Raw genomic sequence first — 24,064 nt, forward strand, 5'->3', positions numbered from 1 at the left:
TGTGGAGAAAAACATTAAAGAAATTTTACAAACAGGCAGTAGCCTTTTAGGTATAAATTTAAATCAAAGGCAATTACATCAATTTCAACTTTATCTATTAAGGTTGAAAAAATGGAATAAACATATCAATTTAACCTCTCTAAAAAATGACAAAGAAATAGTTATAAAGCACTTTTTAGATTCTCTCACACTAATTTCCTTTTTAAAACTCTCCTGGGAGGTAATAGACATTGGTAGTGGAGCAGGATTTCCTGGTTTACCTTTAAAAATTGCCCTACCCTCTCTTAAGGTAACTTTAGTAGAAGCTAGACGGAAACGTGTAGCTTTTTTAAAAGAAATTAAACGCCTTTTAGACTTAAAAAATATAGAAATTATTCAAGCCTACCTTGAGTCTAAGCGCTCAATTTTACCTCTGGCCAGCTTTGATGCTGTATTTAGTCGCGCAGTGGCACCATTATCTGAATATATAGAACTAGCACTTCCTCTGGTTAAAGAAGGTGGATTGATTTTATCTATGTTAGGAGAAAAAAAATCAAGAGAAACATTAGGAAATATTTGTCAAAAATACCCAGTTTCTATCGCAGAATGCAAAAGTTTTATACTGCCCTTTAGCAATATCAAAAGAGAAATAGTGGCATTTAAGAAGACTTAAAAACATCATCTAACATCTCTTTTAACTTGCCCTTATCAGGAATAAATCCAAATACCCTTTCCCATACATCAGGCAATTCCATACATAAATAAACCACCACATTTGGTGCATATTCTCTAATCCAACTCAGTATTTTTCTATAAACATGAATGCGAATAGGCTTGAAGTAACGGCGTTTACCATCTATAGCCGGGATGAATTCTCCATAAATAATGTCACTCTGGGGAAACCGACGCTTAATAATATGTTTTAAACGGGGCATAAAGCGAAAACTACCTAAACTAATCCAGGCAATACCTTCAGGTTGAATGTATTTAAAAAGCCAATCAATGGTTTTTTTATAGTCCTCTTCCCAGCCTGGATAATAAATTATGGGGTCAAAATGAAAACCTACCCAGTAACCCCATTTTTGACATTTAGCAGCCGCCTTAAGGCGCTCTATTAAGTTAGGTGCCCCGTGTTCTTCCTGAAAAGTGATTTTTTCTGTATTAAGAGACCAGGAAACTACCGTATGCCTATTGTGTTCCAATTGGGATAAGTTTTCTATTACTGTGCTTTTAGTTTTTAATTCCAGAATAAGATTATCCCGTTTAGCAAAATAAGGCACCAATTTTTTGCTTAAATGGGTGATATGGTCACAGAAAAGGCTATCTGTTAACTCTCCGGTGCCAATGCGATAAAAACCTGTTTTTATATTATCTAATTCTCTAAATAAATCTTTTAAATTGGTATAGATTTGGATAAAGGGCTTATTTAAATAACTTTGTAAAATACAATAACTGCAATCAAATCCACAATTTGTGCCCACTTCTAAGATGCGATATTCACAACTAAGATAAAACTTTTTATTTGTGCAAGGACAAGGGCGGAAAAAACGTCCTTTGTTTTTGGTAAGATAGAGAATGTGTTTGTCATAAATACTGCCATTTGATTTATCAGATAATACTATCTGTTGAGAAATATGAGATAGCCTGCTCAGAATTTCTTGAGTATAAGATAAATTTATGACCGATTTATCTATGAATACCTTTTGAGGAAAATAGCGTTTCAAACCATTGTTCACCAATCAACTCCTGCCAGGCCTTAGTTTGAGATATTTTAAACAATTGTTGCAATTTTTCCGAGAATTCAATAGCATTCTTAAAATTTAATTTCAATTTATATTCACCATCTTCCCAATATAACGGAGGAATGATATCACAACCAGAAGGTAAATTTAATGATTTTAGTTTACTTCTAAAAATTTCTTCGGCTGTAAACAATAGAGGAAAACGCACTTGACGCAAATATGCTCTTATCTGATTTAATTTTTTCTCTCTAGGAATATTATAATTATTAAGGGTTTTTTCAATCTTTTGATTTATAATTTCCTCTACCGAAACCTTATCTCTTCCCCGAATATCCAAGATGTATTCTACTATCTCTTTTTGTAAAGAGTAACTGGGACCAAGCTCTGTAAATAAAACATGGATCTTTTCTCTTTCTTTATCAGATAAAGATTCTATTTGCTTAAGAATATCAGGGAAAATTTTAAAACTCATTATCTTCTCAATGTGGCTACTAACCGTTTAGGAAATAAAAATAAATCCAAGGCATCATTAATATTATTGACTATTATATGGGCATTGAGTAAGGCCTCTACTGCTGTCCCCTCTTCTCCTAAAATGCAAATACTGAGTGCGGCTTCCTTAAACATAAGGCTATCATTTACCCCATTGCCAATAGTTACGCAATATTTATTGTTCAAGTTTTTAATAAATGTTTGTTTTTCTACTGCACCATTTAAAGAAGCAATTCTATGAATTTGCACAGGCAAATTTTGAAAAACTTGTGCTACTGTGCCATAAGTGTCTGCGGTAAGAATAAAAATTCTCTCAAAAATGGTGCTTAAGTGCTTTAAACGTTTTTTTACACCAGGTAATAATTTTCCATCAAGGGCAAGAGTGCCATTTAGGTCCAAAATCAAATATCTAATATCTAATTGACCCCATCCGGGAATGGAGATATTTAATCCTTTTTTCATTTACTCACTCTCAGTTTTTTCTAAAGCAAACTCTAAAAATGCCTGAGCAAAAGGAGAAAGTGTTTTATGTTCCAGATATACAAGGTAGAAATCTCTCTTTAAGGGCTTTTTGTCAAAATAAACAATTTTTATGAGACCTGCCTTTAGTTCTATTTCTATTGCCCGTTTAGAAAGAATAGAAATTCCTATGCCATTTATAATAGCCTGACGAACTGCTTCGGTACTACCTAGCTCAGCTACTATGTTCAATTTATCTATATTAATTCCTCTTTGGTTTAAAAAATGTTCCATAACCATCCGAGTACCAGAGCCCTGTTCCCGAAGGATAAATGGTAGATTTTGAAGAGAAGTAAGACTAAATTCTTTTGGAGATAGAGCATAATCACTAGGCATAGCTAGAACCAATTCATCCTTGGCAAAGGGCACAAAAGCCAATTTTGGTTCAGACACCTTTGCCCCAACTGTTCCTATTTCTATCTCTCCATTAAGCACAAAATCTACAATTTGCTTAGTATCACTAATTTTAAGAAAAATTTTTACATCAGGATAAATAGATTTAAATTTTCCTAATAACTTTGGTAAAATATATTGACCAGGAATAGTGCTTCCCCCTAATTTTAAATTCCCCTTTTTATATCCTAAAAATAAATTTACCTCATTCTCTGCTTCTTCTTTAAGGGCTAAAAGACGTTTGGCATATTTATAAAATATTTCTCCTGCCTGAGTAGGAGTTACCTCCCTTCCCTGCCGGTCAAAAAGGCGAGTGCCCAATAAATTTTCCAAGGAAGCAATATAACCACTCACTGAAGGCTGAGTGAGATATGCCTGTTGAGCTGCCTTAGAGAAACTGCGAAGTTCAAATACCTTACAGAATAATGAGAGTTTTTTAAAATCCATTTAATCCTTCCCCAAAAAGTTTAACCTAACTATTGATAATTGGCAATTGAGTCATGCCCATTTTCTTTTATAATTGAAAGAATACTCCCGTGGTAAAAAAATTCCTTTTTTAGTTACAATTTTATTTATTTTATTCCGCAAAATATACCTCAAATCTATGCCAAATTGGCTAATTCCCAGAGATTGCAATTCTTTTAGATATGGCCCCAGAGATATAGGAGTTTCAGGCAAAATATAGGTTATTTCATCCCGAATAATAGGATAAAATGACTCTCCTAAAGGAGAAACAAGCGGGGCGTTTTGCCAAAATGGTTTTAAACTAAAACGAGAGGTCCAAAGAGGGGGACGGGTATAAACCATTATAATTAAGTTCTGAGGTGACCAGTAGTTGATAATTTTCCTGATAGTTTCTCTATCCAGTTCTAAAGAAAGGGTTAAATTTCTTATCCCCAAAGACTTTAAACTACGCAATGCCAAATGATTGGCTATATTCAAGGTATAGTCACTACTTAAAATTAAATCTTTTATTCCATCAAGCAGCAGGAAATGACCAATATTAGCTAAGTGCCAGTGCTGAAATCCTAGATTAGAAAGATGGACAATAGCCCTCTTAAAAAAATTAAGTTGTTGAGGTAAAATTATTGGTGGAAGACTTAAAACAATATTGGGAAATTTATTCAATAACTTTCTAAAGTTGGACACTAACTTGGGGTAAATCTGAAAATTCAGGGACAGAATGGGTATACTATTAGAAGGTAAAGGGTGTTGAAGGAAATAATCTATTTCCTCATGGCGAATCCACCATATAATTTTCTTTGATACTTTTTGGGATTTTTTTAATCCTTGAGTGTAAATCCATTGAGAAAGATGTTTTTCTTTTGAAGAAGAAGGTTTAAACTTTATGGGAGCAACCAATTGTTTTAGTTTTGACTTTAATTTTTTATCTGATTTAGCTATCTTTATTTCTGGAGTGATGGTTTTAAAAAGCAAGTATCCAAGCTCTATTTCTTCTGGAGCATTAATTTTTAATAAATTACCTGCCTTTTCTAACTTCTTTACTTTCCAAGACACTCCCTTGCCCACACTTTCGTTTTGTGCCCTTAACCTGTCTCCTATTTGGATTTCTGTCTCTGGGAGCAAGAAAATTTCTCCTTTTTCTTTGCGTATCACCCTACCTACATAGAGCCCAAATGCCCCTGGCTGTTTAGGATTGATTACATCCTTGGGATTAATTCCCAGAAAAAAACCTTTAGTAAGTTTTCTACCACCTGCTTGAAGGATTAAAGACTTAGCATATTCAAGGGCGGATTTCTTTTCATCTCCTGAGGCATCCCGGACTAGACGATAGGCCTCCACTACACTAGCTACATACTCAGCGCTTTTCATACGTCCTTCTATTTTTACAGAAGTAATGTCCAATTTCTGCAATTGAGGAATTAATTCCAGGGCAGATAAATCTCCACAGGATAAAAAATATCCCTTTTCTTTTCCCCATTGATACAAAAAGCGACAGGGCTGTCTACACCTGCCTCTAAGGCCACTCTGGCCTCCAATATAACTACTGGCTAAACAAAGACCTGAGTAGCTAAAACAAAGAGCACCATGGACAAATATCTCTAATTCCACAGAAGTGTTTTTTTTAATAGTAGTAATTTCATCCAAGGTAAGCTCTCGGGCCAAAACAACTCGCCTAAAACCCATTTCTGCTAGTTTTTTTACTCCCGTTAAATTATGACAGTTCATTAAAGTACTCGCATGTAAAGGAAGGTGAGGAAATTTATTTTTAAATAGCCAAAAAATACCCAAATCTTGAATAATAAGGGCATCAGGTTTAATTTGGTTTAGGGCCAAAGCAATTTTAATTATTTCAGGCCATTCATTTTCCTTTATTAAACTATTTAGAGCTACAAACACTTTCCTCCCTTTTTGGTGGGCAAAGGCCACCAAAAAGTTTAATTCTTTCAAAGAAAAATTACGGGCATAAGCTCGGGCACTAAATCCTTTAATGCCTACATAAACTGCGTCGGCCCCTTTTTCTATGGCAGCAAAAAAAGCCTCAAAATTACCTGCTGGGGCTAAGATTTCCATTTATTCTTTTAACTTTTCTATAATGACCATCAACTTTTGTACTAATTGGGCAAAGAACTTCTTTCCTTTAGTAGGATTGGCTACCTTGGGATTACCCCAGATTCCGCTTGGCCAATATTTTCTTTTATTCTTAACAAGAAGAAAAGAAGGAAAATGCGGGTAATCCTCAATAGCTTCTCCTTTTACCCAATTAAGGTGAAGATATTGCATAAGAGATGTTTCTAACTCTCCAGCATGACTATCATTTTTTGTTTCCAAACCAAGTTTCTCATCAATTAAATCCAGAATGCTTAAAATCACTATTTTTTCTACTACATTCTCTTCCAATAATTCTTCTCCTACTTCTTTTAAAGAAGCCATGTGAATGCTACCAGCATGACCAGAAAAAAGGATAAACCGTGTGCACCCCTGACGTACAAATCCTTTTATAATATCCCTGGTCAAATTCCTCAAAACTCTGCCAGAGATAGTGATTGTGCCAGGATGCTCTTTTGTACTCCGACACACACCGTAATAAATGGGTGGAGCAGCTAAAATATCAGTTTTTTGGGCTGCAGCTAAAACTAGCTCATAAGCAATAATAGCATCTGTTCCAAGGGGCAAATGTGGTCCATGTTCTTCAATAGAGCCAAAGGGAATGATAATAAGTCTTCCTTTTGTTTTTTCAAATTCAGACATGGTGAGTATTTCTAAACGCATTTCCTTTATTCCCATTCTATAGTGCTTGGAGGTTTAGAAGAAATGTCATAGACTACCCGATTGATTCCTGAAACCTCGTTAATGATGCGGTTGGAAATCCGCTCCAGGATATTATAAGGTAAACGTGCCCAATCTGCCGTCATGCCATCCACACTCTCTACCACTCTCAGGGCAATAACATGTTGGTAAGTCCGTTCATCACCCATAACTCCCACTGTCTTTATAGGGAGTAAAATAGCAAAGGATTGCCAAACTGTATCATATAAATTAGCCTTGCGCATTTCTTCTAGCACAATTTTATCCGCCTTACGAAGTATAGATAGACGCTGGGGGGTTACCTCACCAATAATCCGGATAGCCAATCCTGGTCCAGGGAAAGGTTGACGTTTAATGATAACTTCAGGTAGTCCTAGCTCTCTAGCCAATATTCTTACCTCATCCTTAAATAACTCCCGTAAAGGCTCTATAAGCTTTAAGGGCATACGTTCTGGCAACCCACCTACATTGTGGTGTGATTTAATTATGGCTGCAGGACCTTTAAAGGAGACACTTTCTATTACATCGGGATAAAGAGTTCCTTGAGCCAAAAAAGAGACATTTTTTATCTTCTTAGCCTCTTGTTCAAAGACATCAATAAAAAGGTTACCAATAATTTTACGCTTTAGTTCTGGGTCAATCACACCTTTTAAGTGTTTTAAAAATAGTTTAGTTTTATCTACATAATGAAAATTTAACGGAATTTTTTTGGTAAATACTTCTTTTACTTCTTGGGCCTCACCTGTTCTTAAAAGTCCATTATCAACAAAAATTGCGTGTGCTTTATCCCCGATAGCACGATGTAAAAGGACTGCTACCACTGAAGAATCTACTCCTCCACTCAATGCACATACAACTTTATTTTTACCCACCTCTTCTCTTAATTTAGGAATAATATACTCCATAAAAGACCCCATTGACCAATCTGCTTTGCATTGACAAATGCGAAATAGGAAGTTTCTAAAAATCTTTTTGCCCCGGGGAGTATGGACAACTTCAGGGTGAAATTGAACACCCCAAAATTGTCTTTTCTCATCCCCCATGGCAGCAACAGGCGAATTCTCACTGGTAGCTAACAGTTTAAAACCAGGAGGTAATTGGATAACCCTATCTCCATGACTCATCCAAACCTTCAATGGTTTATCCAAAGGGAGATTCCAAAATAGTGCGTTTTCTTTCAAAATCTTAATAGTAGCTGAACCAAACTCTCTCTTTTCTCCTCTCTCTACTTTCCCTCCTAAAATTAAGGTCATCAATTGTAAGCCATAACAAATACCCAATACAGGTATATTTAAAGAAAAAATAGAGTCATCACACCTTGGTGCTTCTTTTGCTAAAACACTAGAGGGACTTCCTGAAAGGATAATTCCTTTAGGGCAAAACTCCTTAATTTTTTCAAGGGGATAATTGTAAGGCTGAATCTCTGAATATACTCCTAACTCGCGCACTCGACGTGCAATAAGCTGAGTATATTGAGAACCAAAGTCTAAAATAAGGATTTTATTCATGTAATAAAACTACAATATTTTGGGTGTTTTTACAAGTTAAGTCTAAATTCTCCACCATAAAAGGCAACACAAAAAGCACAGAATTGAAAAACTTCAGACAAAGTGGTACATAATCTGGATTAAATGATAACCATAAAATGTGCTAAGTGTAAGAGAAAAATTTTTAGGTACTTAAAGATCGGGAAAGGACGGGTCTTACGCTGTTGGAAAACGCGTATAAGCAAAGATTATAGCATTAGAGAAGGAAACATAGTGAAATGTCCGTGTGGTAATGTAATTGGTATTGAAAATGGGAAAAAGATTAAAATGAAACAAAATTCCTTTATATATTCGGGAACAAAGGTCAGGAGGTAAAAATTGGAAACATTGAATAAGACAGACATTCCTGCAGATGTTTTTAAAATCTGGGAAAAATATAGTTTAAAAGAAAACATCAGAAAGCACTGTATAAAGGTTATGGAAGTGGCGTTAAAAATTGCTCAACATGTTAAAGTTAATAAGGAAATTGATATAGAGGCTATAAAAATTGGTGCTCTTTTACATGATATAGGATGGGCTGTAACAAATAACCCATTTGAACACTTTATAGAAGGTGCCAAAATTTTAGAAAAAGAAGGCTTTTCTGAGAAGATAGTACTTATTGTAGAAAGACATTTTGGATCGGGTCTCTCTAAAGAAGAGGCAAGAAAACTAGGACTACCAGAAAGAAATTATCTACCTCTTAGTTTGGAAGAAAAAATTGTTTGTTATGCAGATAACCTTGTTGAGGGAAACAAAGAAAGAAGTTTTGAACAATACTTAAATTGGCTCTCTAAAATAGAAGAAAAAAGCCCCGAATTAAAGTGGTTAGTGGAAAAAACAGAAGAAAGGGCTAAAAGACTAAGGGATGAGTTAGATTACAATTTTAAAACAACATTCTGTAGATACCCAAAATCCGCGATTGATTTTTAAGGTTGAGTATTGAAAAAAACTGCACTTTTTCTTTAAGGGACGGTCTTAAGTAGAATTCTCATGGGGGATGCGGTTTTGCAGGAGCTTTTTTGATGTTTGTCGTTTCACCTTTTAGGTGCAATGGCTCAATGCAGAATGCAAATTGAAAAATGCAAAATCACCTTCTGTCAAATTTGACTTTTGCACTTTACAATTTTCATTTTGCTTTTGGAGCGAAACAGGTGGGTTTTCTTTTAAAGTTACCCCGGTTTTGGGGGATAAAAAAGAAGGGCTGGGTATTAAATAATACCCAGCTCTTAAAATGAATAACTTTGACATACAATTACTTAACGGTTTTGGCTAAATTAGCCCCTACTTTGAACTTAACCACTTTTTTAGCAGGAATTTTAATTTCTTTACCTGTCTGGGGATTCCTTCCCTTTCTAGCCTTTCTCTTCACAATAGAAAATGTCCCAAATCCAACTAGACTAACCTTATCTCCCTTTTTTAGAGCCTTTGTTACTGTATCAATAATACTGTTCAACACCTTCCCAGCTACGGCCTTAGAAATACCAGCATCTTTAGCAACAGCATCTACTAATTCTCCTTTATTCATTTCATCCACCCTCCTTTCTTCTGAAAATATCAATGTTTTTTGTAATATGACATAAAACGCTACTAAATGTCAATACTTTTTTTGTAGGATTTAAAAATTTTTCAAAGTTTTAGCTGAGTTTCACCAAGAAGGTCAAAAAAATCTGTAGCTGTAGTAAAAAAGATTTAAAATGGCCCATGATTATTAACAAATTCTAGGAAGTGGCTCTCCTATAAGCATATCTAAAAGGTGCTTCCCACCAATTTTGCTCTTAAGCCATACCTTTCCTTTGGGCTCTGGCTTTACTTCACCAATGATAGTTGCTTCTTTCCCATAAGGATGGCTATACATAACATTTAATACCTTGTCTACTTCATCTCTTTTTATGAATGCCAAAAATTTTCCTTCATTAGCCAGATAAAGGGGATCAATACCCAAGATTTCTGCTGCCCCTAAAACACTTTCAGAGAAAGGAAGTGCTTCTTCCCAAATCTCAATCCCTACTTTTGATTGCTGTGCAATTTCATTCAGGCTAGTAGCTACACCTCCTCTTGTTGGGTCACGCATGGCATGAATATCATTTGTTTTTTTTAATATTTTTTCTACTAACTTATTTAAAGGAGCTGTGTCGCTTTTAATAGGGGTTTCAAAATTAATGCCTTCCCTTTGACACAAAATGGCCATTCCATGATCACCAATAGTTCCATTAATAACAATTAAATCACCCACCTTTGCGTTTTTACCAGAAATATTACAATTTGTTTCAACAATGCCTATTCCAGCAGTGTTGATAAAAATCTTATCTACTTGCTCTTTTGGCACTACTTTTGTATCACCAGTAATTATTAAAACTTCTGCCTCAGCTATGGCCTTTTTCATAGAGGAGATAATAATTTCTAAAATTTCAAGAGATAATCCTTCTTCTATAATAAATCCTACACTGAGATAAAGAGGTCTAGCTCCACACATGGCTAAATCATTTACTGTGCCATGAATGGCCAAGGAACCAATATCTCCCCCAGGGAAGATAATAGGATTTACAGTATAAGAATCAGTTGTAAAGGCAAGGCGTTTTCCACCAACTTCAAATACAGCACTGTCATTCATCTCTGCAAGAAGTGGGTTATCAAAGAATGGTAGGAATGCTTCTTTTATTAAATCATGAGATGCCTTTCCACCACTTCCATGATCCAATATGATTTGTTTAATCATGCTATCTCCCAATCCCTATATTTATAATAGGCTGCACAACTACCTTCAGATGAAACCATACAAGGGCCTATAGGATTGGCAGGCCGGCATACTTTAGCAAACAATGGACATTGAGGGGGAATGATCTTCCCTTTTAGTACATCTCCACAGCGGCAACTAAGGGGTTCTTTCGCCTCATCTACCTTTATATCAAAGTGAGAATTCACATCAAATTCTTTATATTCTTCTTTGAAACATAAACCACTTTGGGGAATAAGGCCAAATCCGCGCCAATTCGCATCACAAGGGGAAAACACCTCCTCCATAACTTCTTTTGCTTTCCAATTACCTTCTTCCTTAACTGCACGTGTGTATTGAATCTCGGCTTTTGCTTTACCCTTTTCTATTTGTTTTATTAACATAAGGATGCCTTGAAGAATATCTAAAGGCTCGAATCCTGTTATCACACATGGCACTTTATATCTCTCAGCTAAAACTTTATAAGGCCTTAGACCAATTATTACAGATACATGACCTGGGCAGATAAATCCATCTATTCTCAAATCAGGACTACTAACAAGAGCTTCCATAGCGGGTGGAATAAGCTTATGTGCAGAAAAGACAGAAAAATTTCTCACTCTTCTTTTTTTTGCCTCTATTATTGTGGCAGCAACAGTAGGGGCTGTAGTCTCAAAACCCACCCCTAAAAAAACTACCGGCTTTAAATTTTTTAAGGCCAGGCCCAATGCATCAAAACTTGAATATACTACCCTTATATCTGCCCCCCTAGCCCGCTGGTGGTTAAGGTTGGTGTGTGAACCAGGGACACGCATCAAGTCACCAAAGGTAGCTACTGTTACATCTTCCTCTGCCAATTTAATCATCATATCTATTTCTTTAGTAGTAGTAACACACACAGGACAACCCGGACCAGAGATTAATTGAACATGATGAGGTAAAAGTCCTCGTAAACCATAGCGTCCAATATTCATAGTATGAGTGCCACAGACTTCCATTAACCTTACAGGCCTACGAGAAATCTTTTTTATTTCAGAAAGCAATCTTCTGGCAACTTCTGGATCCCTGAATTCATCAATGTAACGGAGCTTCATGCCTTAGCATTTCCTCAAATAAAGAGAGGGTCTCCTGAGCCTCTTTTTCATCTAATCGATAAATGGCAAAGCCTGCATGGACTATGACATAATCACCAATTTTTGGTACCTCATTAACGATATCCAATCTTATCCATTGCTGTGTCCCCCCTATATCTACCTTAGCTACATTTTTGGCTAGGTTGACTTTTACCACCTTCATTGGGATTCCTAGGCACATAGTATCTTTTAATTTAACAGATTTGGATATAAAGGCAAGGAATCTTTCCAGGCGATAGTATATTAGATTTTGAAAGGAGATAAAAACGCGGGAGGCAAACCTTCCTTGTTTTAAATTATAGCTGAACTAATGTTTGTCTAAAACTCTACTTTATCTAGGTAAAAAAACCAGACCAGGGTAAAGGTCACATTCTTATCTTCCAATCGGCTTATATGCCCTCACCCACATCACTGCACCAATTTCTACATCCTTACCATTAATCTTCTCTCCTTCAGTAAGGACAGCAAAGCCCCACCAGCCATCCCAAGGAATGGTATAGGTAAAAATGCCATTGTCATCTGTGGTGATTACCTGCGTATTAAAAGTTTCAGATGGTGTTTTTATTCTATGTTTTTCATTGTAATATTCTACCTCTACTGAAGCATGGGCTGCAGGTTTACCATTGACCAACGCCTTGCCACAAAAGGTGTTCCCAGCCCATAAACCATAGGGTCTGGTGAGAGGTAAAATTTCAGCCTTAAGGCCTACAGGTTTATTCCATCCCTCCTCCATGCCAAAGGCATTTACCACTACCTTGGTAATGTGAATGATGTACTTCTCTTCAGCTTGTTCCCAATAGGGCTTTGGTATTACATAAAAAATATGGTCACCTGGCCTTTTAATCTTATAAGTTGCTTCCCAGGTTTTTAACCCCTTAATTTTATGTATCTTTAAAGTATCAATAAGATTGTTTCTTTTACCCATTATTACAACCCCAAATTTTTCTGGCTTCTCCATATTCATAAGGCCTTCGAGATACTCAAAAGGATGATTAAAGAGTAAATCAAGTTGGATTTGTTGGTTTTCTCCTTGCTCTACTATGTCATCTGAGGGAATGAGCATCTGAAAATGAGCCTCGGCTTTTACAATGAATAAACATAAGAAACCCATAAACATAACCACTAAAATCTTCGTAGATACTCCTTTCATAACTTTCTCCTCTAATTCGTATTACTTTTTTAGAAAAAGTTAACACAATAAACTTAAATTTGTCAAGATAAAAATGCTAATGCAAAAAGATATGTTACTAAATGGATATAACGTTCAACTTACTATCTTTTAATCTGTATATGGTATTTGTAGTCTTTTGTAATAAATCCATGTCATGGGAGGTAATAATATACGATGCAGATAAACCTTTGATGATGTCTATAATCCTCTCTCTATTCCTTTCATCAAGGTCTGTAGTGGGTTCATCTAGAAGTAATACCTGGGGCTTCATGGAAAGCACAGTGCCTATTGCTACTAACTTCTTTTCGCCTTCTGAGAGCCTGTAGGTCACTCTATCTTCAAAACCATGTAACCCCAAGGCCGCTAAGGTGTCTTTGATAATTTTATAAATTTCATCTCTTGGTCTGCCCAGATTTAAAGGCCCAAAGGCTATATCCTCTGCCACTGTGAGAGAAAAAAGCTGATCATCTGGATTTTGAAAAACTAAGCCTATTTTTTCTCTTACTTCTTTAAAATCTTTTTCGTCTTTTCTAATCTTATCAAATATTTTAACCTCTCCCCTAACTGGTTTTAAAATACCAACTATAAGATGAAGAAGGGTGGTCTTGCCACTTCCATTGGGTCCTATTATCCCTACCTTCTCTCCTTCTTTGAGGACAAAATTAAGTCCTTTGAATACATTTTTTTCATTAGAGTAACCAAATGTAATATCTTTGAGCTCAATTGTATTCATTGTTATTTCCAGCCAAGTGTGGCAAGAAAGCAGATGTAGATAAGGGATAAAACCAGAAATACCCTATCTTTTCCCTCCATTTTAAAGTGATAAAGTAAAGGAAATGTGCCTTTAAAACCCCTACAAACCATGGCCTTCCAAACCATTTCAGCCCTGTCAAAACTTCTTAAAATAAGATTTCCTATTAAATAGGCATAGCTTCGGTAGGTATGGATGTTTGTGCCCGGACTAAAACCCCTGAGTTTCATGGCATTGGTGAGTTTTTTGTATTCTTTATATAAAACATGGGTATAGCGGAAGGTGAAAAATGTGAGATGCACAAGTTTATCAGGGATATGGAGGTGATGGAGTGCATGAACAATGGAAAATACAGAAGAGGTAGCAATCAGAGTAATCATAGAAAGAATGATGATATTAGATTTTAAGGTAATAAGGGCAACATATTCTATTCTATCTTTAAAAACAGTAAGAGGTCCTAAATCAAACCATGGCACACCTCCCCCTGTAAAGGGAAGGAAGATCCAAAGAAATAGGATAAACCCATTCACAATAAGCAGGCCTTTTAAGACCTCTTTTAAATTTACCTTAGAGACAAGGATAAGGGATAGGGGATAAAGAAAGGATATAAAAATTACAGGAAATTTATAACTAGTCGCTACTACTACAGAGAAAAAGGAGAATGTTATTATCTTTACCCGTGGATCCAGTTTGTGGATGGAGGAGTTTCCTTTAGAAAACTTCTCTTTAACCATTTTTTCTGTTTCTAAAATAGATTATAAGCCCCATAATCCCCAAGATATAACCAATCCCTGCCAAAACTTTGCTCAAAGTTGGCTTTGTTAAATCCATGGCAATTTTCTTTAAAAGCCTATAAATGGGCTGGAGCTCTTTGGAAACTTCTTCCCTGATAATCTTCCTAAGCTCATCTTCTGAAATACCTATTTTGATTTTGACCTTCTTTTCCTCTGCTCCTTTATTAAAAATGCCTTCTAATTCAGTTTTTGGCACTATTGCCTCTGCCCTGTGGCCCATTCCAGCATTAAGGACAATTTTTAATCCTGTCATTTTAGGTGGGACAAATGAAAATTCACCATCTGTATTTGTCTTACCCTGTAAAAGCTTTTCACCCGTGATGTTGTCGTAAACAATGATTTCACAACTTTTACATTTTTTCCCATCAGAAAAATAATTTTCTGTATTCACTTTTCCATGTTCTATATAGTAAAATGTGATAACTTTGTGGGCAAAGGCATTGGTTGTTAAAATAGAAAAAAATACCATTAAAAACAAAAATTTTACCTGAAAATAGCCCTTTATTTGACCCTTTGTCAATTTTGCTTTCACTTCATATCCTTGTTATTTATAGCAAGCCCGAATGCCAACATCCAAACGATCCATTATACATATTGGTTTACACAGTTTTTTGGCTCCGTATTCTTAATACCTCTGGTTTGACCCTCCTTAGAAAGGCTATTACACTAGCAGTAATGATACCTTCAATAATCATAATAGGGATATGGGCCACAACTATAGCCTTGGCAGCCACTATAAAAGAACTTCCTGTAAAAACTAAAGCAGTGCCTACCAATAAGCCCGATAGAAATACAGAGACAGCCCCTGCTAAGAAGGCGCCAAAAATGGCTAATTTTGGATTTTCTCCTCTAACAGCAGGGGTAAAAATATAATAACAAAAGATAGCAGGAAAGGCCATGGTAAAGGTATTTACTCCCAATACTGTAAGACCACCGAATTGGAAGAGTATTGCCTGAAGGGTCAAAGCAACAAGAATGGCAGGAAACACAGACCAGCCCAAGATAAGACCCAAAAGACCATTTAAGATTAAATGAATACTAGATGGACCTAAAGGAATATGGATTAATGAGGCAACGAAAAAAGTTGATGTGAGAATAGCTACAAAAGGGATTCTATCATAATCCATCCTTTTTAAACCCAAACAAACTCCCCCTGCTGAAAACGAAGCACCTGCTGCTAATACGGGCGCCGATAGGACACCCTCGGAGATATGCATTTTATTTTGTAATACCTTTTTGCAAAAACTTAACACAATCATGGTTCTTGTCAAGACCTTCTTCTGTAAATAGCTGCTCTTCTTGATATTAAACCTTATATTCCTGAGTTTAGTAAAGAGGAAGTCATTAAACTAGGTTGGTTAGAAGGTAAGATAAAGTTCTAATCTCAGGATAATAATGCTATTTTCATTGCCTGACCCAGAGAAATTCCACCATCATTACAGGGAACTTGAGAATGACTATAGACTACAAACCCTAGTTCTTTGAGTCTATTTTCCATTTGAGTTAGCAAATAGGCATTTTGAAAGACTCCTCCAGAGAGTGCAACCTTTTTTAAACCTGTTTTTTCTCTGGCTAGATTACAAATCCTAACTAAAATGTTTACTATCCCTTTATGAAACTTACCACAGATAATCCCTCTTGAAACCCCTCTTCTTAAATCCTCTACTATGGCTGAAATTACAGGATTTGGGTCAATCTTCCAGGGCATCTCTTTTGTATCTATGAAAAACTCATAACCCTCATCTGTCTCTTCTTGACACATCTCTAATTCAATAGCTGCCTGAGCACTATAATCAATATAATATTTAATCCCTAGCATTGCAGAAACAGCATCAAATAACCTTCCCAACCCAGAACTTAAAGGACAATTTATGTCATGCTCTATCATATAAATTATCTTTTCTATCTTTTTCTTTTCTATGACCTCTTTAAGGGGTAAAGATAACTCCAGAAGCTTCCTTCCATAGATAGGATAAAGATAACTAATGGCCATGCGCCAGGGTTCTTTTATGGCTTTTTCTCCTCCAGGCAAAGGACGGTAAGCAAGATGGGCAAGCCTTTTATAACTTGCCTTATCTACTACCAATACCTCACTACCCCAAAGCCTTCCATCCTCCCCATAGCCTGTCCCATCTAAGGCAAGTCCAATAACTTTTGAAAAATCACCATTTTCTGCTAAACAGCTAAGAATATGGGCATGATGATGCTGTACACCTATAAGTTTTATCCCTTTTTGTTCTAAGGCCCATTTGGTGCTTAAGTATTGTGGATGGAGGTCATAAGCCACAATTTCTGGTTCTATCTCTAGGATGCGCTTTAGGTGGGATATTACATGTTCAAAAAATTGTAAGCTCTCTAAATTTTCCAAATCTCCAATATGTTGGCTAATAAAGGCCTTATTCTCCTTTGTTAAACAAATGGTATTTTTTTCTAAAGCTCCACAAGCCAAAACCTGGGGTAAATCTCTGTCAAAAAATATAGGTAAAGGTACATAACCTCTACTTCTTCTTATAAGACGCACTTTCTCATTTATAATCTGGCACACAGAATCATCGCTTCTCTGCAAAATATCGCGATCATGAATAAGAAAATAATCTGCAATCCCCTTTAATTTGGAAAATGCCTCATCATTTTTTATGCAGATGGGCTCTTCGCTTATATTTCCGCTAGTCATCACCAAGGCCAAAAACTCCCTCTCCATTAGCAAATAGTGTAAAGGCGTGTAAGGAAGCATTACACCAAAGTTTTTTATCCCTGGGGCAATCCCCTCTGCCAACGTATTTGGCTCCTTTTTTGGCACAATCACAATAGGGCGCTGAAAGGAGGTAAGGAGTTCTCTATCTGCCTGAGAAATGTTGGCATATTGGGAGATGGCATTTAAATCCTTGGACATAATAGCAAACGGCTTTCCTTTACGAGGCTTTTTCTTCCTAAGTTTCATTACTGACTCGCTGTTTTCTGCATCTACTGCCAGGTGAAAGCCACCAAGCCCCTTAATAGCTACAATAAACCCCTTTTTTAAAAGTTTAATAGTTTCTAAAATTGGGTCATTGCAAAAGATAGGTCTTTTTTCTTTATCATATAAAAATACTTTTGGACCACACTGAAAACAGGCATTTGGCTGGGCATGAAAACGACGGCTTTTAGGGTTGTTATATTCAGCAGCACACTCCTTACACATAGGAAATTTGCGCATAGAGGTATTGGCTCTATCATAGGGAATATCATCAATAATAGTATAGCGAGGTCCACAATTGGTACAATTTATAAATGGATACCGATATCTTCTATCATTTTTATCAAATAGCTCACGTAGACAATCTTCACAGATACATACATCAGGAGAAATCAATGTGCTACGGTGGGCATAGACCTGGCTTTCCTTAATTAAAAATGCCTCTTCTCCTAAAGGGGTTAAAGGATAAGTCTTAATAGAATTGATTAAAGCAAGTGGAGGGCTTTTTGTAGATATATCCTTTAAGAATGCCTCAATGTCTTCTTCTTCCCCCTCTACTTCAATTTCCACCCCAGTAGAAGTATTGGTCACACAACCTCCCAACCTATGCTTCTGAGCAAGTTGATAAATAAAAGGGCGAAATCCTACCCCTTGAACAACACCATAAATAATGACCTTAACTCTATGCATTTATTTTTTTCTTTGTGACTTCAAGAATCCAATCAAACCAAGGCTCTAACCCTTGTTTTTTCTTGCAAGAGATAGGAAAGATATTAAGGCTGGGATTTGCCTTAAGAGACTGTTCTTTTATTCCTTCTATACTTACATCCAGGTAAGGAGCTAAATCAATTTTATTTATTAAAAGCACAGAAGATTCTTGAAACATAAGTGGGTATTTGAGAGGTTTATCCTCACCTTCAGGCATGCTCAAAACCATTACTTTATAATCCTCGCCTATCTTAAACTCGGCTGGGCACACCAAATTGCCCACATTTTCCACTATCAGCAAATCCAATTCCTCTAAATTTAAAGAAGGTAAAGCGTCCCTAATCATGTTTCCATCCAGGTGGCAGGCCCCGTGGGTATTTATCTGAACTGTCTGCACTCCGTAGTGACTGATCCTTTCTGCATCCAATGTACTCTGTATATCTCCCTCTATTACACCAATGCGCAATCTTTCTTTAAGGGTTGAAATAGTGAGCTCTAACAGGCTAGTCTTTCCAGAACCAGGTGAGCCCATAAGATTTATTACCAATACTTTATATTTATCAAACAATGCCTTATTTTCTAAAGCAATCCTCTCATTTACCTCTAGTATATTCCTCACTACAGGTATTTTGACCATCTTGCTCTCCTTCTATTTCTTGTATATAAAGTTCTCTACCATTAATTATCTCAATTTCACTACCACAATAAGGGCAAAGAAAATAAAAATCTTGATTTTTGTAATTAAACTCCCTTTTACAACCTAAACACCTTCCCTTCACTGGAACTTTGTCTATCTCTAGACTCACACCTTCTAATTCTGTATCCTTTACTAAAATAGAAAAACAAAAATCCAAGGATTCTGGTACTATTGAAGTAAGTTCCCCAATCTTTAATTTTATAGTGGTAACATGACACAACTGATGTCTTTTTAACTCCTCTCTTATTACCTTCAATAACCCTTGAGCAATAGCAAGTTCATGCATAGATATGACTTACAAAATTGTATATCACACATGCCTATTTGACTCAAGTAGCCAATAGGATTTTCACTTTTTAGACTAGTATTGGTATCAAACTTGAGATATAATGAATTTTAAATTTAATTGAAGAGGGAGATAAGTAATGTCAAACCTAGTCCGTTTTGGAATTTGTATGAATAAAGATTTATTAAAAAATTTCGATGCTTTTCTTCGGAAGAAAGGGTTTAAAAACCGCTCGCAAGCCATTGCTCAGTGTCTTCGTGATTGCCTCTCCCAGCAATGGGAAGAAACATCCAGTAAGGAAACTACAGGAACAATTATCTTGGTTTATAATCACGAAAAAAGGGAATTAGTTGATAATTTAATAGATTTACAACATGAGTTTGTAGGTAGTGTAGTTTCTACTCTTCATGTCCATTTAGACTCTCATAATTGTCTTGAGGTTATTGTGGTAAGGGGTAAAGCAAAGGATTTAAAAATATTGGCAAATAAATTAATCAGTGTAAAAGGTGTAAAACAAGGATATTTTAGGGTTGTTACCCCCTAAGTCTCTATTAAAATTTATTTTCTTTACTAACTGTTCAAAAATTCTTCTATTTTTTCTGTAACTAATCTTATTATCTCAGGCAATTTTTGGTTTATCTCAGGAGTGAGCTCCATTCCCCAGTCTATCTCCTTGGGCTCTATTCCAAAAATAACTACAGACCTTGGGCTTTTCCCAATTTTCTTTGCCATATCCAAAGCCTCTAACAGCCCTAAATCATGTAAAGAGATAGATGCCTTCTTTGTAGGCATTAAATCATTTAAACCAAGTTGGTAAATAGTGCCTGGTGACATTTTGCCTTTAACCGCATCGATGACGATCAAATGGTCTGTCTCAGTAAAAATAGGAAATAAACTTGCCGTCGCAGTGCCTCCGTCTATCAATTCAACCTCTTTAGGCAGATTATACTTTTTAAGGTGCTCTACAACCCTTACTCCCACCCCTTCATCTTTTAATAAAATATTTCCTATTCCTAAAACCGTAATCTTCATAAATCATAAATTAAAAAAGGCAGAGGCAAAGATTTTTTCTCTACCTCTACCTTTACTCAATTAAATACGGGGTAAGTCTACCACATATCTTTTCCCATTATCTATGTGCAACACGTGCACAGCACAAGCCAGTCAAGGGTCAAAGGAGCGGATAACCCTTAGCACGTTCACTGGATTCTTGACATCCTCTACAGGAGTCCCAATCAATGCTTGCTCAATAGGACCAGGTGCACCTGCATCATCTCGAGGAGAGACATTCCAACTGGTTGGGGCAATCACCTGATACTGGGCGATCCTTTTTCCTTTGATTTTCATCCAGTGGCCTACTGAACCACGTGGCGCCTCAGTTACTCCATAGCCTATAGCCTCGTTGGGCACCTCAGCCTTCACATACACGGGTTGATCTAGTTTTATCTCCATTATCCAATTCTTCATTGCCTGCACTTCTATCCACCCCTCTTCTGCTCTGGCTACAATACGCCCCAAAACAGAAAATGCCTTTTCGCCCAAATCCCTAAAGTGTACATCCTTATCTTCAGGCATTCCTAAGAACTTATTGGCATGTTTACTAATTACAGGATTTTCTATCCACATCCTTGCTAGTGGTCCCACTTCATGGGGTAGCCCATCATAACGTGGAGCCTTAGCAAAGGAGTATGCAGTTTTTTTATCAATTTTAGGTACAGTCTTTCCTTCTTTAGGATTTAACCCTGTAGTTTTATCATCATACCAGGAATATTTTACAGATTCAGTAATTTTATTTAGATCCAAAGGCCTATCTTTACCATTGGTATACACTCCTGGTTTGAATAAAAATTTATTATATTGGTCATTTAATGGATATACACCATAAGATAGAAAATTTTTACAACCTACCCCCACTTTAAAAAGCTCTGGATAGTACTTTGCCACTGCATAGATAGTAGGAAGATATGTCTTATTGTAAAATTCTTCTACCTTATTTAATCTCCACAAATAACCAGCAATACCGTCTACGGTAGGTGCCTCTGTCACACCTCCCACTACTAAACCATGAACATGAGGGGCTCTACCACCAAGAATTGCAGTCATCTCATGTCCTATTCTCCTGATGTTTAATGCCTCTAAATAACCCTTTACCCCAAACTCATTTATTTCAGGTGGAAGTTTATAAATTTTTGGACCATCATACCGAGGGGTAAAAGGAGGTGCATCTGGACCTTTAACATAATCCAAAGCTACTAGGTGATAGAAGTGTAAAATATGGTCCCAGACATGGTCTGCACCCAATATAAGATTTCGAAGAATACGGCCATTGCTTGTGGGTTTTACAGAAAAGGCATTATCTAGACAGAGCACTGATGCAGTACCATGAGAAGTAGGGCATACTCCACAAATACGCTGCGTAATCTGGGAAGCATCTCTGGGGTCTCTGCCTTCTAAAATAAGTTCAAAACCTCTAAAAAGCATATCACTACAATGGGCATTAATCACCTTGCCTTTACTTACCTCTACCTCCACTTTTAAGTGACCTTCAATCCTGGTCACTGGGTCTATTACTATTTTTTTGACTTTTGGCTTTCTGGTCATCTTTTACCTCCTATATACTTTCATAAAGTGGGGTAAACTCATCCCAAAAATTAGGTTCTACACAGCCAATGCAGACAGCATTTTGCACACACCAGTTTACACCGCCATTCCAGCGTCTCTTCCAGGCATCACAACAAGTTTCTGGCCCCTTACAGCCTAAGCTATAACGGCATCCTTCCTTATCAGGAAATTCTTTACAAAAGACTTCATCATCATAAAAACTGCGATATGGGCAGTGATCATGCAACAATTTGTCAAAGAATACTTTTGGCCTGTTAAGATAATCTAATTTGGGTATTCCATAGAGTAAGATATGAGCAATGGTTCCTACCATCCAATCTGGATGAGACGGACAACCTGGCACATTTATCACTGGCGTTTTAATTTTTTTCATATCAAAGAGCTTTTTTACACCTACTGCACCAGTGGGATTTGGTTTTGCGGCTTGAATTCCTCCAAATGTGGCACAGCTTCCAAAAGCCAGTACTGCTAGTGCATCCTTCCCTAGATCCGTTGTCCATTCTAGCATACTAAATTCCTTCCCTTTCTTCTCACCTACCATACAATATCTTCCACCTTTTCCAGTAGGAATAGCACCTTCCACAACCAGCACATATTTTCCTTTGTTTTCAGAAGCTGTTTTTTCTAAAGCATCTATTGCCATTTCCCCATCTGCTGCCATAATGGTAGGATGAAATTTAAGGTCAATTATCTTCAGCAACACTTCAGCAATAGTTGGGTGTACAGTATTTAACAAAGACACTGAACATCCTGAACAACTTGCCCCTTGAATCCAAAGCACAGGTGGTTTCCCAGCCGCCGCCTTTTCCAATGCCTCCACTACCTCAGGGATAACCATCTGTGAAAGGCTTATCCCTGCTATACCCCCTCCACAAATTCTTAAAAACTCACGTCTTGTTAAACCCATAACACACCCCCCCTTGCCTAAATAGCAAATTTTATAAAAAACGTGTTAACCCCAAAAAAAAGCTTGTGGATAATCCACAAGCCCTTCTCAAAACCATACTTACCTCCTCTAAAAATGGAAGGCAAGTTTAGAAAATACTTAATGAAAATTGTTTTCACTCTGCCTAGTAACTACATTGTATCTGTGGTCAATACCTACTCCAGCAAGTCCATAGAGATTCACATTGAGTAAGAGATTTCTTAGTGTGTACTTGATATTTGCATTTACTGTTGTTTGAACAATCGCAATTGCAGGCACTTCTGTGGTAGTCATTGTAAGCAAGTCCATCATAGAATAACCCCTTTCCGCATGATTTCAGAATTTGTGAATCTCTCCTTTTCTCTTACATAACATAATTTTATCCTTTTGTCAAAAATTTCGCAAAATGCAATTGATTTTGGGACAAAGCTGTTTTAAAAGTGAACAATATAATAGGACTTCGTCAAAGTAATTTTAACGGAGATCCAAATGTTAAGCGCACCTGTCTGCCGACAGGCAGGATGGCCCAATGCAGAATGCAAATTGAAAAATGCAAAATCGCCTTCTGTCAAATTGGAACGTTAGCACGTTAGAATTGGGAAATGGGAACTGGGAATTGGGAAATGGGAATTTCTATTTTCTGTTTCCCGTTTCCCTTTCCTTCTTTTCTTTCTTTATGCGCGTTAACACGTTTACACATTGACACGTTTACATGTTAGAATTGGGAATTTCTGTTTTCCGTTTTCTATTTTCTTAACTGTATTTTGTAGGTTTGAACTTTCCATTTAAAAAGTCAAGTAAAAAATGGAAATATTTTTTAAGCAGCCTTCTCCATTTCCTCCTTTAAGATATAGTCTCGATCTTCTTTTAACATCTTAAAAATAACTTTTATCAATTGTCTAGCAAGGCAGCGCAAGGCATGGTTATGCTCTTTCCCTTCAGTCCGTTTTTTAGCATAGTAAGTAGCGGATTCTGAAACATACCGAATTGTGCAGCCCGCAATTTCAATCATAGTTGCTTTACATATCTTATTAGCCTTATATACAACTCTTGTCCTTTTGTGTTTACCAGACTCATCATCTATACAGGCTACACCACAATAGATCGCAAGTTGCCTCTCGTTTTTAAATCTNTTGATATCTCCAATTTCTCCGACCAATCTGCTTGAAAGCTTTGTTCCTACTCCTGAGATACTTTTTAAACGCTTAACCTCAGAACTCTTTTCTCCTAGCTTTTCCAGCTTCTTATCCAACATCTCAATCTCCTCTTTTAGTTCTAAAATACGCCGAGAATGAGATGATATAATCGTTTTGTATATATCTGCCAGTTCTTCGACGTATTTTGTGTTGCGAAGACTTTCTAACATTAAAGAGGCCTGTTTTTT

The 24,064-nt window shown here is 36.6% G+C and carries 27 protein-coding genes and 1 pseudogene; 3 read left to right on the forward strand and 25 right to left on the reverse strand.

The window, feature by feature from the left end; all coding sequences use genetic code 11:
• Window position 1 precedes the first annotated feature (1 nt).
• A complete protein-coding gene (gene rsmG, locus HS1_RS00680) occupies window positions 2–652 on the forward strand; it encodes a 16S rRNA (guanine(527)-N(7))-methyltransferase RsmG (RefSeq protein WP_066060263.1) in 651 nt (216 codons plus the stop codon).
• On the opposite strand, the gene HS1_RS00685 is transcribed toward rsmG, so the two are convergent.
• Genes HS1_RS00685 through guaA form a run of 7 tightly spaced genes read right to left on the reverse strand, consistent with a single transcriptional unit; the run spans window position 639 to window position 7,903 of the window.
• Window positions 639–1,715, reverse strand: a complete 1,077-nt coding sequence (locus tag HS1_RS00685) for an SPL family radical SAM protein (protein ID WP_082757524.1) — start codon at window positions 1,713–1,715, stop codon at window positions 639–641. The two genes, rsmG and HS1_RS00685, sit on opposite strands and share 14 nt — an antisense overlap.
• The gene (locus HS1_RS00690; protein ID WP_066060264.1) at window positions 1,666–2,193 is read right to left on the reverse strand and encodes a hypothetical protein; all 528 of its coding nucleotides are present in this window, start codon (window positions 2,191–2,193) and stop codon (window positions 1,666–1,668) included. Before HS1_RS00690 ends, HS1_RS00685 begins: the two co-directional genes overlap by 50 nt.
• Window positions 2,193–2,675: an HAD family hydrolase gene (locus HS1_RS00695; RefSeq protein WP_066060265.1), complete on the reverse strand. Its 483-nt coding sequence runs from the start codon at window positions 2,673–2,675 to the stop codon at window positions 2,193–2,195. The genes HS1_RS00690 and HS1_RS00695 overlap by 1 nt, the downstream gene beginning before the upstream one ends.
• Window positions 2,676–3,572: a selenium metabolism-associated LysR family transcriptional regulator gene (locus HS1_RS00700; protein WP_066060266.1), complete on the reverse strand. Its 897-nt coding sequence runs from the start codon at window positions 3,570–3,572 to the stop codon at window positions 2,676–2,678.
• A gap of 51 nt (window positions 3,573–3,623) precedes the next feature.
• Window positions 3,624–5,660, reverse strand: a complete 2,037-nt coding sequence (locus tag HS1_RS00705; protein WP_066060267.1) for a peptidase U32 family protein — start codon at window positions 5,658–5,660, stop codon at window positions 3,624–3,626.
• Window positions 5,661–6,374, reverse strand: a complete 714-nt coding sequence (locus HS1_RS00710; protein ID WP_245669999.1) for a creatininase family protein — start codon at window positions 6,372–6,374, stop codon at window positions 5,661–5,663.
• Window positions 6,365–7,903: a glutamine-hydrolyzing GMP synthase gene (guaA, locus tag HS1_RS00715; protein ID WP_066060268.1), complete on the reverse strand. Its 1,539-nt coding sequence runs from the start codon at window positions 7,901–7,903 to the stop codon at window positions 6,365–6,367. Before guaA ends, HS1_RS00710 begins: the two co-directional genes overlap by 10 nt.
• Window positions 7,904–8,260: 357 nt before the next feature.
• Here guaA and HS1_RS00725 point away from each other — a divergent pair, with 357 nt between their 5' ends.
• Window positions 8,261–8,854, forward strand: coding sequence for a TIGR00295 family protein (locus HS1_RS00725; RefSeq protein WP_245670000.1), 594 nt, complete (start codon window positions 8,261–8,263; stop codon window positions 8,852–8,854).
• A 322-nt stretch (window positions 8,855–9,176) separates the two neighbouring features.
• Here HS1_RS00725 and HS1_RS00730 read toward each other — a convergent pair whose 3' ends face one another.
• The 12 genes from HS1_RS00730 to hypA all read right to left on the reverse strand — a co-directional run bounded on the left by HS1_RS00730 (window position 9,177) and on the right by hypA (window position 19,133).
• Window positions 9,177–9,449: an HU family DNA-binding protein gene (locus HS1_RS00730; protein WP_066060270.1), complete on the reverse strand. Its 273-nt coding sequence runs from the start codon at window positions 9,447–9,449 to the stop codon at window positions 9,177–9,179.
• Between the two features lie 183 nt (window positions 9,450–9,632).
• The gene (hypE, locus tag HS1_RS00735) at window positions 9,633–10,640 is read right to left on the reverse strand and encodes a hydrogenase expression/formation protein HypE (RefSeq protein ID WP_066060271.1); all 1,008 of its coding nucleotides are present in this window, start codon (window positions 10,638–10,640) and stop codon (window positions 9,633–9,635) included.
• The gene (gene hypD / locus HS1_RS00740; RefSeq protein ID WP_066060272.1) at window positions 10,637–11,731 is read right to left on the reverse strand and encodes a hydrogenase formation protein HypD; all 1,095 of its coding nucleotides are present in this window, start codon (window positions 11,729–11,731) and stop codon (window positions 10,637–10,639) included. Before hypD ends, hypE begins: the two co-directional genes overlap by 4 nt.
• Entirely contained in the window at window positions 11,712–11,951 is a 240-nt protein-coding gene (locus HS1_RS00745; protein ID WP_066060273.1) for a HypC/HybG/HupF family hydrogenase formation chaperone, read from the reverse strand. Before HS1_RS00745 ends, hypD begins: the two co-directional genes overlap by 20 nt.
• Before the next feature lie 192 nt (window positions 11,952–12,143).
• A complete protein-coding gene (locus HS1_RS00750; RefSeq protein WP_066060274.1) occupies window positions 12,144–12,920 on the reverse strand; it encodes a DUF4198 domain-containing protein in 777 nt (258 codons plus the stop codon).
• Window positions 12,921–13,017: 97 nt separating this feature from the next.
• Entirely contained in the window at window positions 13,018–13,674 is a 657-nt protein-coding gene (locus HS1_RS00755) for an energy-coupling factor ABC transporter ATP-binding protein (protein WP_066060275.1), read from the reverse strand.
• Between the two features lie 2 nt (window positions 13,675–13,676).
• Window positions 13,677–14,426 carry a cobalt ECF transporter T component CbiQ gene (cbiQ, locus tag HS1_RS00760; RefSeq protein WP_066060276.1) on the reverse strand — a complete coding sequence of 250 codons (750 nt, stop codon included), beginning with the start codon at window positions 14,424–14,426 and terminating at the stop codon, window positions 13,677–13,679.
• Entirely contained in the window at window positions 14,419–15,018 is a 600-nt protein-coding gene (locus HS1_RS00765) for a hypothetical protein (RefSeq protein WP_066060277.1), read from the reverse strand. The genes cbiQ and HS1_RS00765 overlap by 8 nt, the downstream gene beginning before the upstream one ends.
• Window positions 15,019–15,085: 67 nt before the next feature.
• Complete coding sequence (cbiM, locus tag HS1_RS00770) at window positions 15,086–15,703, reverse strand: cobalt transporter CbiM (RefSeq protein WP_066066349.1); 618 nt, start codon at window positions 15,701–15,703, stop codon at window positions 15,086–15,088.
• 167 nt (window positions 15,704–15,870) lie between these two features.
• The gene (gene hypF / locus HS1_RS00775) at window positions 15,871–18,132 is read right to left on the reverse strand and encodes a carbamoyltransferase HypF (RefSeq protein ID WP_066060278.1); all 2,262 of its coding nucleotides are present in this window, start codon (window positions 18,130–18,132) and stop codon (window positions 15,871–15,873) included.
• Window positions 18,125–18,787, reverse strand: a complete 663-nt coding sequence (gene hypB / locus HS1_RS00780; RefSeq protein WP_066060279.1) for a hydrogenase nickel incorporation protein HypB — start codon at window positions 18,785–18,787, stop codon at window positions 18,125–18,127. Before hypB ends, hypF begins: the two co-directional genes overlap by 8 nt.
• On the reverse strand, window positions 18,744–19,133 hold the full coding sequence (hypA, locus tag HS1_RS00785; protein WP_066060280.1) for a hydrogenase maturation nickel metallochaperone HypA: 390 nt from the start codon (window positions 19,131–19,133) through the stop codon (window positions 18,744–18,746). The genes hypB and hypA overlap by 44 nt, the downstream gene beginning before the upstream one ends.
• Before the next feature lie 139 nt (window positions 19,134–19,272).
• On the opposite strand from hypA, the gene nikR reads away from it, so the two are divergent.
• A complete protein-coding gene (nikR, locus tag HS1_RS00790; protein WP_066060281.1) occupies window positions 19,273–19,677 on the forward strand; it encodes a nickel-responsive transcriptional regulator NikR in 405 nt (134 codons plus the stop codon).
• Between the two features lie 26 nt (window positions 19,678–19,703).
• On the opposite strand, the gene HS1_RS00795 is transcribed toward nikR, so the two are convergent.
• The 6 genes and pseudogenes from HS1_RS00795 to HS1_RS13835 all read right to left on the reverse strand — a co-directional run.
• A complete protein-coding gene (locus HS1_RS00795) occupies window positions 19,704–20,165 on the reverse strand; it encodes a HyaD/HybD family hydrogenase maturation endopeptidase (protein WP_066060282.1) in 462 nt (153 codons plus the stop codon).
• A gap of 60 nt (window positions 20,166–20,225) precedes the next feature.
• Window positions 20,226–21,734 carry a NiFeSe hydrogenase large subunit gene (gene hysA, locus HS1_RS00800; RefSeq protein ID WP_082757525.1) on the reverse strand — a complete coding sequence of 503 codons (1,509 nt, stop codon included), beginning with the start codon at window positions 21,732–21,734 and terminating at the stop codon, window positions 20,226–20,228.
• 10 nt (window positions 21,735–21,744) lie between these two features.
• Window positions 21,745–22,662: a hydrogenase small subunit gene (locus tag HS1_RS00805; RefSeq protein ID WP_066060284.1), complete on the reverse strand. Its 918-nt coding sequence runs from the start codon at window positions 22,660–22,662 to the stop codon at window positions 21,745–21,747.
• 138 nt (window positions 22,663–22,800) lie between these two features.
• Entirely contained in the window at window positions 22,801–22,992 is a 192-nt protein-coding gene (locus HS1_RS00810; protein WP_066060285.1) for a hypothetical protein, read from the reverse strand.
• 505 nt (window positions 22,993–23,497) lie between these two features.
• Window positions 23,498–23,812 (reverse strand): transposase (locus HS1_RS13530; RefSeq protein WP_245669979.1); only part of this gene is annotated, 315 nt, incomplete at its 5' end.
• A gap of 1 nt (window position 23,813) precedes the next feature.
• A pseudogene (locus tag HS1_RS13835) lies at window positions 23,814–24,046 on the reverse strand (hypothetical protein); the annotation flags it as partial.
• Window positions 24,047–24,064 lie beyond the last annotated feature (18 nt).

Origin of the sequence: Candidatus Desulfofervidus auxilii, assembly GCF_001577525.1 — a bacterium.
GTDB classification, from domain to species: domain Bacteria; phylum Desulfobacterota; class Desulfofervidia; order Desulfofervidales; family Desulfofervidaceae; genus Desulfofervidus; species Desulfofervidus auxilii.

Bases quoted from the DNA above. Each gene is read 5' to 3' on its own strand.
- hypE (WP_066060271.1), bottom strand. From the start codon at position 10,640: ATGATTAAACAAATCATATTGGATCATGGAAGTGGTGGAAAGGCATCT.
- hypA (WP_066060280.1), bottom strand. From the start codon at position 19,133: ATGCATGAACTTGCTATTGCTCAAGGGTTATTGAAGGTAATAAGAGAG.
- HS1_RS00745 (WP_066060273.1), bottom strand. From the start codon at position 11,951: ATGTGCCTAGGAATCCCAATGAAGGTGGTAAAAGTCAACCTAGCCAAA.
- hypD (WP_066060272.1), bottom strand. From the start codon at position 11,731: ATGAAGCTCCGTTACATTGATGAATTCAGGGATCCAGAAGTTGCCAGA.
- cbiM (WP_066066349.1), bottom strand. From the start codon at position 15,703: ATGCATATCTCCGAGGGTGTCCTATCGGCGCCCGTATTAGCAGCAGGT.
- HS1_RS00700 (WP_066060266.1), bottom strand. From the start codon at position 3,572: ATGGATTTTAAAAAACTCTCATTATTCTGTAAGGTATTTGAACTTCGC.
- HS1_RS00705 (WP_066060267.1), bottom strand. From the start codon at position 5,660: ATGGAAATCTTAGCCCCAGCAGGTAATTTTGAGGCTTTTTTTGCTGCC.
- hypF (WP_066060278.1), bottom strand. From the start codon at position 18,132: ATGCATAGAGTTAAGGTCATTATTTATGGTGTTGTTCAAGGGGTAGGA.
- HS1_RS00710 (WP_245669999.1), bottom strand. From the start codon at position 6,374: ATGGGAATAAAGGAAATGCGTTTAGAAATACTCACCATGTCTGAATTT.
- HS1_RS00795 (WP_066060282.1), bottom strand. From the start codon at position 20,165: ATGAAGATTACGGTTTTAGGAATAGGAAATATTTTATTAAAAGATGAA.
- nikR (WP_066060281.1), top strand. From the start codon at position 19,273: ATGTCAAACCTAGTCCGTTTTGGAATTTGTATGAATAAAGATTTATTA.
- HS1_RS00730 (WP_066060270.1), bottom strand. From the start codon at position 9,449: ATGAATAAAGGAGAATTAGTAGATGCTGTTGCTAAAGATGCTGGTATT.
- cbiQ (WP_066060276.1), bottom strand. From the start codon at position 14,426: ATGGTTAAAGAGAAGTTTTCTAAAGGAAACTCCTCCATCCACAAACTG.
- HS1_RS00690 (WP_066060264.1), bottom strand. From the start codon at position 2,193: ATGAGTTTTAAAATTTTCCCTGATATTCTTAAGCAAATAGAATCTTTA.
- HS1_RS00810 (WP_066060285.1), bottom strand. From the start codon at position 22,992: ATGATGGACTTGCTTACAATGACTACCACAGAAGTGCCTGCAATTGCG.
- HS1_RS00695 (WP_066060265.1), bottom strand. From the start codon at position 2,675: ATGAAAAAAGGATTAAATATCTCCATTCCCGGATGGGGTCAATTAGAT.
- hypB (WP_066060279.1), bottom strand. From the start codon at position 18,787: ATGGTCAAAATACCTGTAGTGAGGAATATACTAGAGGTAAATGAGAGG.
- guaA (WP_066060268.1), bottom strand. From the start codon at position 7,903: ATGAATAAAATCCTTATTTTAGACTTTGGTTCTCAATATACTCAGCTT.
- HS1_RS00755 (WP_066060275.1), bottom strand. From the start codon at position 13,674: ATGAATACAATTGAGCTCAAAGATATTACATTTGGTTACTCTAATGAA.
- HS1_RS00805 (WP_066060284.1), bottom strand. From the start codon at position 22,662: ATGGGTTTAACAAGACGTGAGTTTTTAAGAATTTGTGGAGGGGGTATA.
- HS1_RS00750 (WP_066060274.1), bottom strand. From the start codon at position 12,920: ATGAAAGGAGTATCTACGAAGATTTTAGTGGTTATGTTTATGGGTTTC.